This is a genomic window from Marivivens donghaensis (assembly GCF_030410045.1).
Classification (GTDB): domain Bacteria; phylum Pseudomonadota; class Alphaproteobacteria; order Rhodobacterales; family Rhodobacteraceae; genus Marivivens; species Marivivens donghaensis.
Genome location: NZ_JAUFRA010000007.1, coordinates 192,139 through 205,323, shown reverse-complemented (window position 1 = coordinate 205,323; position 13,185 = coordinate 192,139). Strand labels below are relative to the sequence as shown.

Below are 13,185 nucleotides of genomic sequence, written 5' to 3'. Positions count from 1 at the left end.
TATGAACGATCAATCCCCGAACGACGTGTTCCACGCATCTTCCTTCCTGCAAGGCCACAATGCGGAGTATATTGAGCAGCTCTACGCTCGTTATGCTGACAACCCAAATGCAGTCGACGAAAGCTGGCGCGATTTCTTCGCATCGCTTGGCGACACTCCGTCTGAGGCAAAAGCCGAAGCCGCTGGTGCATCGTGGACCCGCCATGACTGGCCGCCGGTTCCGAACGACGACCTGACCGCTGCGCTGGATGGCCAGTGGCCTGCAGACGCCAAAGCGGCTGGGGACAAGATCAAAGCGAAAGCCGCCGAAAAAGGCGCGTCGATCACCGAAGATCAAGTTCGCCTCGCGGTTCTGGACTCGATCCGTGCGCTGATGATCATCCGCGCCTATCGTATCCGTGGCCACTTGATCGCTGACCTCGATCCGCTGGGCATGCGCGACACCGTTCCGCATCCGGAACTTGATCCGAAATCCTACGGCTTCACGCCTGCGGACATGGATCGTCCGATCTTTATCGACAACGTTCTGGGTCTCGAAGTTGCGACCATGAACGAAATCATGGCAATCGTGCGCCGCACCTATTGCGGCACCTTTGCCCTGCAATACATGCACATCTCCGATCCCGAACAGGCGGGCTGGCTGAAAGAGCGGATCGAAGGTTTCGGCAAAGAGATCACCTTTACCCAGAATGGCCGTAAGGCGATCCTGAACAAACTGGTCGAAGCCGAAGGCTTTGAGAAGTTCCTCCATGTAAAATACATGGGCACCAAACGCTTTGGTCTGGACGGCGGCGAAAGCCTCATCCCAGCGATGGAACAGATCATCAAGCGCGGGGGCGCGCTGGGTGTGAAGGAAATCGTCATCGGTATGCCACACCGTGGTCGTCTGTCGGTTCTGGCAAACGTGATGTCCAAACCTTACCGCGCGATCTTTAACGAATTCCAAGGTGGTTCGTTCAAACCCGAAGACGTTGATGGCTCGGGCGACGTGAAATACCACCTCGGCGCATCGTCCGACCGTTCGTTCGACGGCAACGAAGTGCACCTCTCGCTGACCGCGAACCCGTCCCACCTTGAGGCGGTTAACCCCGTTGTTCTGGGTAAGGCACGCGCGAAAACCGACCAGATGAACGACCAGACCCGTCACTCGGTTCTGCCGATCCTTCTGCACGGTGACGCTGCATTCGCAGGTCAGGGCGTCGTGGCTGAATGTTTCGCCCTGTCGGGTCTGCGCGGTCACCGCACCGGCGGCACCATCCACATCGTTGTGAACAACCAGATCGGTTTCACCACTGCGCCGCACTTCTCGCGTTCGTCGCCCTATCCGACCGACAACGCACTGGTGGTTGAGGCTCCGATTTTCCACGTGAACGGTGACGACCCAGAGGCTGTTGTTCACGCTGCGAAAGTTGCGACCGAATTCCGTCAGAAGTTCCACAAAGACGTTGTCATCGACATCTTCTGCTACCGCCGCTTTGGTCACAACGAAGGCGACGAGCCGATGTTCACCAACCCGGCGATGTACAACCGCATCAAAAAGCACAAAACCACGCTCCAGCTTTACACAGAGCGTCTGGTCAAAGACGGCCTGATCCCCGAAGGCGAGATCGAGGATATGAAGGCCCAGTTCCAAGCCCTTCTGAACGAAGAGTTCGAAGCAGGCCGCGAATACAAACCGAACAAGGCTGACTGGCTCGATGGCCGTTGGTCGCATATGGACCGTCAGAAACAGGGCAAATATCAGCGTGGCAAAACCGCGGTGAAAGAAGCGACCCTGAAAGAAGTTGGTAAGGCTCTGACTACCGTTCCTGAGGGCTTCAACCTACACAAAACCGTTGGTCGCCAGCTCGAAGCGAAAAAGGCGATGTTCGACAGCGGCACTGGCTTTGACTGGGCAACCGCAGAGGCGCTGGCCTTTGGTTCGCTCCAGCTCGAAGGCTATCCCGTTCGTCTGTCGGGTCAGGACGCAACACGCGGCACCTTCTCGCAGCGTCACTCGGCCTTCATCGACCAGCAGACCGAAGATCGTTACTACCCGCTGAACCACATCCGCGAGGGTCAGGCTCAGTACGAAGTGATCGACTCCATGCTGTCCGAATACGCGGTTCTGGGCTTCGAATACGGCTACTCGCTGGCTGAACCGAACGCTCTGACCATGTGGGAAGCCCAGTTCGGCGACTTCGCAAACGGCGCGCAGATCATGTTCGACCAGTTCATCTGTTCGGGTGAATCGAAGTGGCTCCGGATGTCGGGTCTCGTGATGCTCCTGCCGCACGGCTTCGAAGGCCAAGGTCCGGAACACTCTTCCGCACGCCTCGAGCGCTTCTTGCAGCTCTGTGGTGGTGACAACTGGATCGTTGCAAACTGCTCGACCCCAGCGAACTACTTCCACATCCTGCGTCGCCAATTGCACCGCAACTTCCGTAAGCCGCTGGTTCTGATGACGCCGAAATCGCTTCTGCGCCACAAACTCTGCGTCTCGGATATGGCTGACTTTGCCGAAGGTTCGTCGTTCCACCGCGTTCTGTGGGACGATGCGGACACCGAAAAGAAAACCGGTCGTTCGACAGCGAACCTCGTCTCTGACGACAAGATCAAGCGTGTCGTAATGTGTTCGGGCAAGGTCTATTACGACCTCCTCGAAGAGCGTGACGCACGCGGCATCGACGATGTCTACATCCTGCGTCTGGAACAGTTCTACCCGTTCCCAGCACAGTCGATGATGAAAGAGCTTGAGCGCTTTAAAGACGCCGAAATGGTTTGGTGTCAGGAAGAGCCGCGCAACCAAGGTGCATGGACCTTTGTTGAACCCAACATCGAATGGGTCCTCACCCGCATCAAAGCGAAACACAAGCGTCCAGTCTACGCTGGTCGCGCTCCATCGGCATCGCCCGCAACGGGCCTCGCCAGCCAACACAAAGCCCAACAAGAAGCCCTCGTTAACGAGGCGCTGACCATCGAAGGAAAATAACCATGAGCATCGAAGTCCGCGTGCCCACTCTGGGCGAAAGCGTCACCGAAGCCACCGTCGCAACTTGGTTCAAAAAACCGGGTGATGCGGTCGCCGTTGACGAAATGCTGTGCGAGCTGGAAACCGATAAGGTCACCGTCGAAGTGCCGTCTCCGGCAGCTGGCGTGATGGGTGATATCGTCGCAAACGAAGGCGACACCGTTGGCGTTGACGCCCTCCTCGCCCACATCAACGAAGGCGAAGGCGCTGCACCTGCACCGCAAGCGGCGGCTCCTGCTGCGGCTCCTGCCGCTGCTGCTGCACCTGCTGGCAAAGATGTTGAGGACGCACCGTCTGCAAAGAAACTGATGGCTGAAAACAACATGGCCGCTGGCTCTGTTGCTGGCACAGGCAAAGACGGCCGCGTGATGAAAGAGGACGTTCTGAACGCTCTGAACGCACCTAAAGCAGCGGCTCCTGCCGCACCTGCTGCTCCACGCTCTGAAGCAAACGCTGCTCGCGAAGAGCGCGTAAAAATGACCAAGCTGCGCCAGACCATCGCGCGCCGCCTGAAAGAGTCGCAAAACACCGCCGCCATGCTCACCACCTACAACGAGGTGGACATGACCGAAGTGATGGCTCTGCGGAACCAGTACAAAGACCAGTTCGAGAAGAAGCACAAAGTCAAACTCGGCTTCATGTCCTTCTTCACCAAAGCTTGCGTGCACGCTCTGAAAGAAGTGCCGGAAGTGAACGCTGAAATCGACGGCACCGACATCGTTTACAAAAACTACGTAAACATGGGTATCGCTGCAGGCACCCCGACTGGCCTCGTTGTTCCGGTTATCAACGACGCGGATCAGATGTCCTTTGCTGACATCGAAAAAGCGATCGCTGACAAAGGCGCGCGTGCACGTGACGGCAAACTGTCCATGGCCGAAATGCAGGGCGGCACCTTCACCATCTCCAACGGCGGCGTCTACGGCTCGCTGATGTCCTCGCCCATCCTGAACCCCCCGCAGTCCGGTATCCTCGGCATGCACAAAATTCAGGACCGTCCGATGGCCATCAACGGTCAGGTCGTTATCCGCCCGATGATGTATCTGGCTCTGTCCTACGATCACCGCATCGTTGACGGCAAAGGCGCTGTAACCTTCCTCGTTCGCGTGAAGGAAGCCCTCGAAGATCCGCGCCGTCTGTTGATGGACCTGTAAGGCAAAGAGGCCCCGCCTCTTTCACCTTGCACTAACAACTCTCGGGGGGTCCGGGGGGCAGACAGCCCCCCGGCCTCTCAACAAAAGGCACCGATTGAACTCATGACCCCCGAACTCGAAGCCCTCGCATATGCCGCTTTGCTGCAAGGCCTACAGTTTGGCTGGATGTCGATCCGTGCAAACCTCGAACTCGGCGCTGGTGTCACAACAAGCCCCCGTGACCCTGACCGTTTGACCAAACCCTTAGTCGAGATGGTCAGCACCAAAACGGGCCGCCTCTTCCGCGCCATGAACAACCACTTCGAGGCGCTGATCATGTTCACCATCGCGGTCCTTGTGGTCGTGCTGGGGGACAAAACAACCGGATTTTCCGCGGCCTGCGCTTGGACCTACCTCGCGGCCCGCGTTCTCTACGTTCCGGCTTACTATTTCGGCTGGCGCCCTTGGCGTAGCCTGATTTGGATGGTCGGATTTCTCGCAACAATGGCAATGATTGCATCTGCCATTCTCTTTTGACTACGCTTGCCACACTTGTGGCTACTGAACAGGAGACTGCTATGTCCAGCTATGACGTTATCGTAATCGGCGCCGGCCCTGGTGGCTATGTCTGCGCAATCCGTTGCGCCCAGCTGGGGCTGAAGACCGCAGTTGTCGAAGGTCGTGACACCCTCGGCGGCACCTGCTTGAACGTAGGCTGCATCCCGTCCAAGGCCCTTCTGCACGCGTCGCACTCGCTGCACGAAGCCGAAGAGAACTTTGGCAAAATGGGCCTCAAGGTCGCGAAACCCAAGGTCGATTGGGCAGCGATGCTCGATTACAAACAAGGCGTGATCGACGGCAACACCAAAGGCATCGAGTTCCTGTTCAAAAAGAACAAGGTTGATTGGATCAAAGGTTGGGCCTCTATCCCCGAAGCTGGCAAAGTGAAAGTCGGCGACGATATTCATGAGGCGAAGAACATCATCATCGCAACAGGCTCCGAACCTTCTGCCCTACCGGGTATCGAAGTTGACGAGGAAACCGTTGTGACCTCGACCGGCGCATTGGCGCTGAAATCCATCCCAAAATCGATGGTTGTAATCGGCGCTGGCGTCATCGGCCTCGAACTCGGATCGGTTTACAAACGCCTCGGCGCTGATGTGACGGTCGTGGAATTCCTCGACGTGATCACCCCAGGTATGGACGGCGACGTTCAGAAGACCTTCCAAAAGATGCTCGCGAAACAAGGCCTCAACTTTGTCATGGGCGCTGCGGTTCAGGGTGTTGCCAAAGGCAAAGGCAAGAACACCGTCACCTACAAACTGCGTAAAGACGACAGCGAACACAGCATCGACGCCGAAGTCGTTCTGGTCGCCACAGGTCGCCGCCCCTACACCGCAGGCCTCGGCCTCGACGCTCTGGGCGTAGAGATGACCCAGCGCGGTCAGATCGCAACCAATGGCCACTACGCGACCAACATCCCGGGTGTTTACGCCATCGGCGACGCAATCGAAGGCCCGATGCTGGCGCACAAAGCCGAAGACGAAGGCATGGCTGTTGCCGAGGTTATCGCAGGTCAGGCCGGTCACGTGAACTACGACGTGATCCCGGGCGTGATCTACACCGCACCCGAGGTCGCTTCGGTTGGTAAAACCGAAGAGCAGCTCAAAGCCGAAGGTCGCGCATATAAGGTCGGCAAGTTCTCGTTCATGGGCAACGGTCGCGCAAAGGCTGTCTTTATGGGCGACGGTTTCGTCAAAATCCTCGCGGACAAGGCAACTGACCGTATCCTCGGTGCGCACATCATTGGACCAGCAGCAGGCGACCTGATCCACGAGATCTGCGTTGCGATGGAATTCGGCGCAGCTGCCGAAGATCTGGCACGCACCTGCCACGCGCACCCGACCTACTCAGAGGCGGTCCGCGAGGCGGCACTGGCTTGCGGCGACGGCCCGATCCACAGCTAAGACTTCCAAAGGGCGGCCCTCGGGTCGCCCTTTTCATTTGCGCTCCTGAAATTCCCCGATCCCGTCCAAACTCCGCCCCAATTCACAGGCACAAATGTCCTCAAGTTGTAACGAGGAGCCTGCGATATGCGCGGAATGATAACCCTGTTTTCGGTCCTATTGACCCTAGCCCTTATGCCATCACAGGCAGAGGCCAAACGATATTCCATTCCGAACACAGGCTTTGGCGAGAGCCTGCAATTCGTCGCCGAAACCGATCAAGTTGATCCCAACGGCAATCCGATGTCGCTTTGCTATCTTGGTGAAGGCATCGTTCTTTTGTCGGCCCAAATGACCTTTGAGGTTCAGGGCTATGTCCTCGCCGAAAACCGTTGCGAGGCCGATAGCTATTTCGAACTCACGCTCCAACAAATGATCATGGGCAAGGCCGCTGGCCTGATCCCCGCCGACGTGCCGCTTGTGCCTGAAACCCCTGCTGATATCAAACTGCGCAACTATGGGTTCTATGGTCTGATCGCGTTCATCATCGGCGTTGGCTTGCTCACGAAACTCATCGCTTCCAGGGGTGGTTTGCAGGTCATGACCAGCAAACGCGGGTCGCGTAAGTCCCGCTATAACGACGAAACCGCCGTCCATGCCTTGGCCGCGATGTGCTATGTCGCGACCTGCGATGGTGACTATGACCAACGCGAGATCAAACAGATTTCCCAGACGCTAAGCGCTCTCACAGGTTGCGTTTATACGCCGAAACAGATCATCGAGATGCTCAACTACACCGCCCAAGACAGCGACGCGGTTTCGGCCATCGGTGCGGACCTAAGCGAAAACGACCGCCATATCGTGATGGAGGCCGCAATGCGCATCGCCTTTGCAGACGGTAAGGTCGAGCAGGTCGAATATGACGCCATCGCCCGCATCGCGACCCTCTTGCAGGTTTCAGCACAGGTGATGCGTGATCTGATCCAGAAAATCGCGCACGCAGGTACGGGTCAGCCCGCGACAGCCTAACCCCTAAGGAGCCGTAGACCTTGGGTCACGTCGGCCCGCACGGCAAGCCGCAGCCCTGGTTCGTCGCCTGCCTTGAGCGCTGATAGGATCAGACGGTGATGTGGTGGCGGCTCTTTGCGGTTTAGACGCCCATAGAGCGCCCGCATCGTTGGCCCCATCTGGAGCCATACCGTCTCCGTCATCATCAACATCGCAGGTGCTTGTGCCCGTAGATAGAGCGTGCGGTGGAACTCTAGGTTCATGCGGATGTAGCCAATCGCATCATGCCGCGCGACCATCTGACTGACCGCCTGATTGATCGTCTCAAGCCGTTCGATCAGAGCAAAGTGCGCACGTGGCAAAGCGCGACTCGCCAGTTCGGGTTCAAGCATCGCACGCAGGGCCGCCAATTCCTCGATCCGTTCATTGGACAGTTCTGGCGTTGATACGCGCCCCGATGAGGACAAGAACAACGCGCCTTCCGCGACCAACCGACGGACGGCCTCGCGGGCGGGGGTCATGGACACGTCGAACTGTTTGCCAATGCCGCGCAGGGTCAACGAAGCCCCCGGCATGATCTCTCCGTGCATGACCTGCATACGCAAGGTGCGATACACCCGTTCATGGGCAGCGGCAGAGGGATCAGTGGGGCGGCTAGACGGTATCATGTGTCGTTTGTGATCACAAAAATTGCGCTCGTCAATCGCTGAACCGCACCCGATGCAGAACCTGCCCTTCGGTTTTCAGCCAGTGACGGGGGTCCTCATAGTCGGGGTAAATATCGGCCACGACATCCCAGAACGATTGAGAATGGTTCATTTCGACCAAATGCGCGACCTCATGCGCCGCTACGTAATCGAGCACCTCTGGAGGGGCCATAATCAACCGCCAGCTATACATCAGATCACCCGCAGAGGTGCACGACCCCCAGCGCGACCGTGTGTCCCGTAGGCTCAGTCGCCCGTAGCTGCGCCCCAGACGGGCTGCATAGCGATCTGACGCCTCGGCCAAGGCATCGCGGGCCTGATGTTTCAAAAAGGCCAGAACGCGCGTCCCTGCCCGATCTGGATCGTTGGGCACCTCCAACACCTCGCCCGTGAACCGCACCCGTTTGCCGGTGGTGCCCACAACGGGCACCTCATCCCCGCGAAACAGAACCGTTCCGTCGATCCCAACGGTGCGCTCTTCTCCCATCTTGTCCAGATGTGACCGCAGCCAAAGCTCCCGTTCACGCACAAAGGCGATTCCTTCGCGTTCATCCACGCGGGTCGGCATTGTCAGCGTCACGCGACCATCCAACCGCGAGATTCGCAGCGAAATTCGCCGCGCACGTGCAGAACGGCGCAGATTCACCGAAATCGGGGGGTTGCCAGCAAGCGTTATACGGCTCATATGCCTGTTCCTGATGTAAACCGGTGTCAAAGCCTTTGACACCATGGATGGCTTATGGCAGGTGGCATCATTCCACCGCAAGAGCGTGACAGATTGAAGGGATAGCCATGCCCAATGAAGAATGGGGAACAAAACGGATTTGCCCAACCACAGGCAAGCGTTTTTACGACCTAAACAAAAACCCGATCGTTAGCCCCTACACGGGCGAGGTCGTCAATATCGACTCGTCGAAAACCCGCACCATGATTGCGGACGCAGAAGACGCGCAGACCAAGAAAATGAAGGTCGAAGACGCGGATGATGATCTGATCCTCGACGATGATGACGACGAAGACGTAGATCTGGGCGATGATGTGCTCGACGAAGACGACGACGATACCGTGTCGTTCGACGATCTGGGCGACGTTGCTGCAGGCGACGACGAAGACTAAAAAATTCCGGCTCGGGCGAAATTTGCACTTGCACCCGCCCGAGCCAGCGCATAATCAGCGCAGCACGGCAGAAATGCCTACATTGATGGGGCCTTAGCTCAGCTGGGAGAGCGCCTGCATGGCATGCAGGAGGTCAGCGGTTCGATCCCGCTAGGCTCCACCAAATCCCCCCCCTTTACACCTTGATCACGTAGTCTTTGACCGTTGTTTCAACGACTTCCCACGTGCCTGAAAACCCTGGTCGGATGATAAAGCTATCGCCCGCTTTAACGGTTTTCTCTGATCCATCATCCCCGCGCAGGATCGAGTGTCCCGCAAGGATGCGGCAGTATTCCCATTCGTCATAAGACACCTTCCAAACCCCCGGTGTCGCCTGCCAAATCCCCGCATAGATACCGTCGCGATCTTCGATGTCCCACGAGGTAAAGACTGGATCGCCTGCGATGACCTTGGACGGGTCTGGGCGGCTCTCGACAGGATCAGCGGCGGATTGGGTGATGGATTGAAGTAGCGTCATGGGGGTCCCCTCTTTTGCCGCGATCAAATCCGAACCCATGCGTGATTGCCACATCTTTCTGAACAAAGCCCGTGGCTTGCCGTTATAGGTTGCATGATCGTCCCTGAACGCTAGGGTCGCGCCATATTTTATAACGTTGATCTTGGACTATCGGATGGCACCCTCTTTTGGCACCAGTGGCTTGCGTGGACTTGTCACTGAACTCACCCCCGAGCTGGTAACAGCCTATGTACAGGCGTTTTTGTCGGTCTGCCCTCATGGCGGTGCGCTCTTTGTTGGTCGGGACCTGCGACCATCGTCACCTGACATCGCGGGCCAAGTGATCGCTGCCGCTCGTGCCGTCGGCATTCGTGCGGTGGATTGCGGTGCAGTACCAACCCCCGCACTGGCCTTGGCCGCAATGTCCGCAGGCGCGGCAGCCGTGATGGTAACAGGCAGCCACATCCCCGCCGATCGCAACGGGCTAAAGTTCTACGTCCCGTCAGGTGAGATAAGCAAAGAGGACGAGGCCGCAATCAGTGCAGCCTATGCCGCGAAACAGGCTCCCGCAGCGGGCAATGGCGCGCTCGACCAGATCGACGCGACTACCCCCTATATCGCCCGCTACGTGACCGCTTTTGGCGCTGAGAGCCTCGCTGGGCTGACCATCGGCGTCTATGAACATTCCTCTGTCGCGCGTGACATAATGGCGGATGTGCTGACTGCCTTGGGCGCGACTGTAGTGCGCTTTGGTCGGTCCGAAGTATTCATCCCCGTCGATACCGAAGCCGTCGATCCCGAGACGCGTACCATGCTCGAAACGCTCTGCCGCGAACATGGGCTCGATGCGATTGTGTCGACAGATGGCGATGCAGACCGCCCGATGGTCACGGATGCAAACGGTCAAGTCATTGTCGGCGATGTGCTGGGCGTGATGACCGCGCTGATGCTTGCTGCGGATACGATCTGCACCCCCGTGTCATCGAACGACATGGTGCGCCGTCTGCCAGAGTTTGGATCGGTCCACCTGACCCGTATCGGATCGCCCTATGTGATCGCCGCAATGGAAGAGGCGCAAAAGAACCCGGCCAATCATGTGGTCGGATTTGAGGCGAACGGCGGGTTCCTGATCGGGTTCGAGGCGATCCTCAAAGGCCCGCTGCCCCCGCTTATGACCCGCGATAGCCTTTTACCGATTATCGCCCCGCTTGCCTCGGCCAACTTGGCTGGCAAATCCTTGGCTGACTGCGTTGCCGAACTTCCGCCATGCTTTACCGCGGCCGACCGCGTGCAAGAGATCAACCGCGATAAGGCGGCCGTATTCCTCTCGTCCCTGATCGAAGATGCAACCGTGCGCGCGACCTTTTTCGCGCCCTCAGGCAGCATCAACAGCGTTGATCTAACCGACGGCCTGCGGGTGAACTTTGACAACGGTCAGGTCGTGCACCTTCGCCCATCGGGCAATGCCCCCGAATTCCGCGTTTACGCACAATCCCAGAGCGCCGCAGACGCGGTCGAACTGGTTGAGACATATATGGCCCGCGTGGCCGCAGAGGTTTTGTAAGGATGACGACGCAACAACGAACCGCACTGGTAACGGGCTCTTCGGGCTTTATCGGGTTTCACCTTTGCCAAAAGCTGCTCGACGATGGGTTCCGTGTTGTCGGCATCGACAACCTGTCGGACTACTACGATGTCGCGTTGAAACAGCGCCGCCAGTCGATCCTGCTACAGAACCCGAATTTCCGCGTCATCAACGACAATATCGAAGCGCCGGGCCTGATGATGTCCCTCTTTGCCGAGGAAACCCCTGACGTCATCATCCACCTCGCAGCACAGGCAGGCGTGCGGTATTCGATCGACAATCCGCGTGCCTATCTGGAAAGCAACATCGTCGGCACCTTTGAAATTCTAGAGGCCGCCCGCGCCTATCCACCCGCACACATGCTGCTGGCCTCGACCTCGTCGGCCTATGGTGCGAACACGGTGATGCCTTATCAGGAAACGGTCAAAGCGGACCATCAGATGTCCTTCTACGCCGCTACGAAAAAGGCGACAGAGGCGATGGCACATTCCTATGCGCACCTCTACCACCTGCCCGTTACGATGTTCCGCTTCTTTACCGTCTACGGCCCGTGGGGACGCCCCGATATGGCACTGTTCAAATTCACAAAGGCGATTCTGAATGGTGATCCGATCGACGTTTATAACCACGGCGATATGAAGCGCGACTTCACCTATGTGACCGACCTCGTCGAAGGCATCCGCCTACTGATTGACGCAGTTCCCAAACGTCTGGACAAGGTGCCCGAGGGCGACAGCCTTTCCCCTGTGGCCCCGTGGCGCGTGGTGAACATTGGCAACTCTGACAGTGTGCAATTGACCGATTTCATCGCCGCGATCGAAGAGGCGACAGGCAAAACCGCAACCCGCAACATGATGCCAATGCAGGCGGGCGACGTGCCCGCGACGTGGGCCGATGCCTCGCTTTTGCAGACGCTGACGGGTTACAAACCACAAACGAATGTCCGCGACGGGGTGCAAGCCTTTGTCGATTGGTATCGCGATTACTACGAGGTCTAAGATGAAGATTGCCGTTGCAGGACTGGGCTATGTGGGCCTCTCGAACGCTGTGCTTTTGTCGCAGAACAATGAGGTGACCGCAGTCGATATTTCGGAAAACCGCGTGCAAATGGTGAACGGTGGCAAATGCCCCATCGTTGACAAAGAGATGGAAGAGTATCTGTCGCGCGGCGACCTGCGCCTCTCTGCGACGACCAGCACCGATGCCTACCGCGATGCAGAGTTTGTGATCGTCGCGACGCCCACGAACTATGATCCGCAAAATAACTACTTTGACACCTCCTCGGTCGAGGATATCATCCGTGCCGTTATTGCACAGAACCCCAAGGCAACGATTGTCGTTAAATCGACGATCCCCGTGGGCTTTGTCGAACGGGTTCGCGAAGAACTGAACACGGATCAAGTGATCTTTTCGCCCGAATTCCTGCGCGAAGGCCGCGCCCTCTATGACAACCTGCACCCCAGCCGGATCATCGTTGGCGAACGCTCGGACCGCGCCCGCCGCTTTGCCGATGTTCTGCTTGAAGGGGCAATCACCAAAGACGTTGAGGTTCTTTTCACCGACCCGTCCGAGGCCGAAGCGATCAAACTCTTTGCCAATACCTACCTCGCCATGCGCGTCGCGTTCTTTAACGAACTCGACAGCTATGCCCTGTCGCGCGGCATGGACAGCCGTCAGGTTATCGAAGGCGTAAGCCTCGATCCCCGCATCGGCAGCCACTATAACAACCCGTCCTTTGGCTACGGCGGCTACTGTCTGCCCAAGGATACCAAGCAGCTCCTCGCAAACTACTCTGAGGTGCCGCAGAACCTCATTGCTGCGATTGTGGACGCGAACCGCACGCGCAAAGACTACCTGTCTGACCGTATCATTGAGATGAAGCCGAAACAGGTTGGCGTCTATCGCCCCGTCATGAAAGCGGGCTCGGACAATTACCGCCAGTCGTCGGTGCAAGGCATCATGAAACGGGTGAAGGCCAAAGGGATCAAAGTCGTGGTCTACGAGCCCGTCCTCGACGCGCCTGATTTCTTTGGGTCAGAGGTTATCCACGACCTGAACGCCTTCAAAGACCAATGCGATGTGATCATCGCCAACCGCATGACCGACGATATTCGGGATGTCGCGGATAAGGTCTTTACCCGCGACCTCTTTGGCGAGGACTAAGAGAAACGCCCGCCGAATGTG

12 protein-coding genes and 1 tRNA gene are annotated in these 13,185 nt (G+C 57.7%); 10 read left to right on the top strand and 3 right to left on the bottom strand.

What is annotated here, in order from left to right; translation table 11 throughout:
* Position 1: 1 nt before the first annotated feature.
* The 5 genes from QWY83_RS12725 (at position 2) to QWY83_RS12705 (ending at position 7,118) form a co-directional block, all read left to right on the top strand.
* Positions 2-2,971, top strand: a complete 2,970-nt coding sequence (locus tag QWY83_RS12725; RefSeq protein WP_105234301.1) for a 2-oxoglutarate dehydrogenase E1 component — start codon at positions 2-4, stop codon at positions 2,969-2,971.
* 2 nt (positions 2,972-2,973) lie between these two features.
* On the top strand, positions 2,974-4,164 hold the full coding sequence (gene odhB / locus QWY83_RS12720) for a 2-oxoglutarate dehydrogenase complex dihydrolipoyllysine-residue succinyltransferase (RefSeq protein WP_249946987.1): 1,191 nt from the start codon (positions 2,974-2,976) through the stop codon (positions 4,162-4,164).
* Between the two features lie 102 nt (positions 4,165-4,266).
* Positions 4,267-4,680, top strand: a complete 414-nt coding sequence (locus tag QWY83_RS12715; RefSeq protein WP_249946986.1) for an MAPEG family protein — start codon at positions 4,267-4,269, stop codon at positions 4,678-4,680.
* Between the two features lie 41 nt (positions 4,681-4,721).
* Complete coding sequence (gene lpdA, locus QWY83_RS12710; protein WP_067550690.1) at positions 4,722-6,110, top strand: dihydrolipoyl dehydrogenase; 1,389 nt, start codon at positions 4,722-4,724, stop codon at positions 6,108-6,110.
* 126 nt (positions 6,111-6,236) lie between these two features.
* Positions 6,237-7,118 carry a tellurite resistance TerB family protein gene (locus tag QWY83_RS12705; protein WP_249946985.1) on the top strand — a complete coding sequence of 294 codons (882 nt, stop codon included), beginning with the start codon at positions 6,237-6,239 and terminating at the stop codon, positions 7,116-7,118.
* Here QWY83_RS12705 and QWY83_RS12700 read toward each other — a convergent pair.
* Positions 7,115-7,765, bottom strand: coding sequence for a GntR family transcriptional regulator (locus QWY83_RS12700; RefSeq protein ID WP_105234297.1), 651 nt, complete (start codon positions 7,763-7,765; stop codon positions 7,115-7,117). The two genes, QWY83_RS12705 and QWY83_RS12700, sit on opposite strands and share 4 nt — an antisense overlap.
* Positions 7,766-7,796: 31 nt before the next feature.
* Positions 7,797-8,489 carry a M48 family metallopeptidase gene (locus QWY83_RS12695; RefSeq protein ID WP_249946984.1) on the bottom strand — a complete coding sequence of 231 codons (693 nt, stop codon included), beginning with the start codon at positions 8,487-8,489 and terminating at the stop codon, positions 7,797-7,799.
* Positions 8,490-8,596: 107 nt separating this feature from the next.
* Between QWY83_RS12695 and QWY83_RS12690 the strand changes: the two genes are divergently transcribed.
* Together QWY83_RS12690 and QWY83_RS12685 are read left to right on the top strand one after the other, a co-directional pair.
* Positions 8,597-8,920, top strand: a complete 324-nt coding sequence (locus QWY83_RS12690; protein ID WP_067550694.1) for a TIGR02300 family protein — start codon at positions 8,597-8,599, stop codon at positions 8,918-8,920.
* An 87-nt stretch (positions 8,921-9,007) separates the two neighbouring features.
* Positions 9,008-9,083, top strand: a tRNA-Ala gene (locus QWY83_RS12685).
* Positions 9,084-9,095: 12 nt separating this feature from the next.
* Here the strand turns inward: QWY83_RS12685 and QWY83_RS12680 are convergent.
* A complete protein-coding gene (locus QWY83_RS12680; protein WP_067550880.1) occupies positions 9,096-9,437 on the bottom strand; it encodes a cupin domain-containing protein in 342 nt (113 codons plus the stop codon).
* 154 nt (positions 9,438-9,591) lie between these two features.
* On the opposite strand from QWY83_RS12680, the gene QWY83_RS12675 reads away from it, so the two are divergent.
* Genes QWY83_RS12675 through QWY83_RS12665 form a run of 3 tightly spaced genes read left to right on the top strand, consistent with a single transcriptional unit; the run spans position 9,592 to position 13,164 of the window.
* On the top strand, positions 9,592-10,980 hold the full coding sequence (locus QWY83_RS12675) for a phosphomannomutase (RefSeq protein WP_249946983.1): 1,389 nt from the start codon (positions 9,592-9,594) through the stop codon (positions 10,978-10,980).
* A gap of 2 nt (positions 10,981-10,982) precedes the next feature.
* Positions 10,983-11,999: a GDP-mannose 4,6-dehydratase gene (locus tag QWY83_RS12670; protein ID WP_249946982.1), complete on the top strand. Its 1,017-nt coding sequence runs from the start codon at positions 10,983-10,985 to the stop codon at positions 11,997-11,999.
* Position 12,000: 1 nt separating this feature from the next.
* On the top strand, positions 12,001-13,164 hold the full coding sequence (locus QWY83_RS12665) for a nucleotide sugar dehydrogenase (protein WP_249946981.1): 1,164 nt from the start codon (positions 12,001-12,003) through the stop codon (positions 13,162-13,164).
* The last annotated feature ends 21 nt before the right edge of the window (positions 13,165-13,185 follow it).

Bases quoted from the DNA above. Each gene is read 5' to 3' on its own strand.
- odhB (WP_249946987.1), top strand. From the start codon at position 2,974: ATGAGCATCGAAGTCCGCGTGCCCACTCTGGGCGAAAGCGTCACCGAA.
- lpdA (WP_067550690.1), top strand. From the start codon at position 4,722: ATGTCCAGCTATGACGTTATCGTAATCGGCGCCGGCCCTGGTGGCTAT.
- QWY83_RS12695 (WP_249946984.1), bottom strand. From the start codon at position 8,489: ATGAGCCGTATAACGCTTGCTGGCAACCCCCCGATTTCGGTGAATCTG.
- QWY83_RS12705 (WP_249946985.1), top strand. From the start codon at position 6,237: ATGCGCGGAATGATAACCCTGTTTTCGGTCCTATTGACCCTAGCCCTT.
- QWY83_RS12680 (WP_067550880.1), bottom strand. From the start codon at position 9,437: ATGACGCTACTTCAATCCATCACCCAATCCGCCGCTGATCCTGTCGAG.
- QWY83_RS12725 (WP_105234301.1), top strand. From the start codon at position 2: ATGAACGATCAATCCCCGAACGACGTGTTCCACGCATCTTCCTTCCTG.
- QWY83_RS12690 (WP_067550694.1), top strand. From the start codon at position 8,597: ATGCCCAATGAAGAATGGGGAACAAAACGGATTTGCCCAACCACAGGC.
- QWY83_RS12665 (WP_249946981.1), top strand. From the start codon at position 12,001: ATGAAGATTGCCGTTGCAGGACTGGGCTATGTGGGCCTCTCGAACGCT.
- QWY83_RS12670 (WP_249946982.1), top strand. From the start codon at position 10,983: ATGACGACGCAACAACGAACCGCACTGGTAACGGGCTCTTCGGGCTTT.
- QWY83_RS12715 (WP_249946986.1), top strand. From the start codon at position 4,267: ATGACCCCCGAACTCGAAGCCCTCGCATATGCCGCTTTGCTGCAAGGC.
- QWY83_RS12675 (WP_249946983.1), top strand. From the start codon at position 9,592: ATGGCACCCTCTTTTGGCACCAGTGGCTTGCGTGGACTTGTCACTGAA.
- QWY83_RS12700 (WP_105234297.1), bottom strand. From the start codon at position 7,765: ATGATACCGTCTAGCCGCCCCACTGATCCCTCTGCCGCTGCCCATGAA.